Below are 1198 nucleotides of genomic sequence, written 5' to 3'. Positions count from 1 at the left end.
CCCGACGGCACCCGGGCCGGCGAGCCCGCCGTGTCCCGACGCCCGCGCCGCGAGCGGTCGTTCGGGGGTCTCGTCACGCTGCTCGCGACGATCGCGGCCGTCGCGGGCGCCGCACCGGGCTGGGACTCGCGGCCGCTGGGCACGAGCCTGACCGTGGGGCTGGCCTGTGCGCTGGCGGTGTACGGGATCGGCCTCGCGGTCACCGCGTTCGCGGGCCGTACGGGTCTGGGCACGGTCTTCCTCACGGTCGTCACCGCCGTCCTGCTGGCCGCCGCCTCCGTGCTCCCCAAGAGCATCGGCACGAAGGACTGGCGCGATGTGACCTGGGCACCGGCCGACGCCTCCGACGTCGCGGCGTCGTACGGACTGGACGGCGGCTCGGCCGAACTCGACCTCGGCGGGCTGCGATTCAGCGGGGATCAGCGGACCGTACGGACGACGGCGCGGATCGGCGCCGGAACGCTGAAGGTGGTCGTGCCGAGCGGCACCCGCGTCGAACTCGACGCGGACATCGCCGCGGGCGAGCTGCGGGTGCCCATGCCCTCGGGGCGTGCCGAGAACGGGTACGCGGTGGAGCACTCCGGCGGTCTCGGACGGCACGAGCGGCTCACGCTGCTGCCGTCCGGCGGGCGCGAGGACGGGACGGCGAAAGAGACGGGCAAGGGCGGCAAGGGAGAGGACGGCACATTGCGGCTCTCGGCCGAAGTGGGCGCCGGACAGCTTGAGATCGTGCGGGTGCTGCCCTCGGGCGCGCGCACCGACCATGCCCCGGGCCAGGTCGTGCCCCGGGACGAGCGGCACGGTGAGCACCGGTGAGGCGCCATCGCTTCGAGCCCGCACGGCTGTTGCTGGGCCTGCTGCTGACGGGCGTCGCCCTGGCGTACGCGATGGACGCGCTCGGGCGGTGGCGGATCCCGACGCCCCTGCTGCTGGCGGCGATTCCGGCGGCGCTGCTCGCCGCGGCCTGTACGGCGCTGGTGACGTTCGCCGTGCGGAGCGCCGTACGGCGGCACCGTGCGGGCAGGCCGCGGGACCTGGACGCGATGCCGATGGACGAACTGCGCGGCGGCTACGCGCAGTCGGGCGCGGCCTCGGACCCGTCCGGCCCCACCCGTACAGACGACGACGCCGGTGGCAGCGACGGCGCCGACGGGCCCCGTACGGACTGAGGCGGCGCCCGCACGGGAAATCCGTGCGG

1 protein-coding gene and 1 pseudogene are annotated in these 1198 nt (G+C 75.5%); both read left to right on the top strand.

The features are described 5' to 3' along the window. Nucleotides 1-816: pseudogene (locus AN218_RS29610) on the top strand (hypothetical protein); the annotation flags it as partial. Next, the gene (locus tag AN218_RS37630; protein ID WP_070020151.1) at nucleotides 813-1169 is read left to right on the top strand and encodes a hypothetical protein; all 357 of its coding nucleotides are present in this window, start codon (nucleotides 813-815) and stop codon (nucleotides 1167-1169) included. The pseudogene AN218_RS29610 and the gene AN218_RS37630, both read left to right, overlap by 4 nt. The last annotated feature ends 29 nt before the right edge of the window (nucleotides 1170-1198 follow it).

Source organism: Streptomyces nanshensis, assembly GCF_001751255.1.
Taxonomy (GTDB): domain Bacteria; phylum Actinomycetota; class Actinomycetes; order Streptomycetales; family Streptomycetaceae; genus Streptomyces; species Streptomyces nanshensis_A.
Note: the sequence above shows the minus strand (reverse complement) of the source record. Positions and strands in the feature narration are given on the sequence as shown.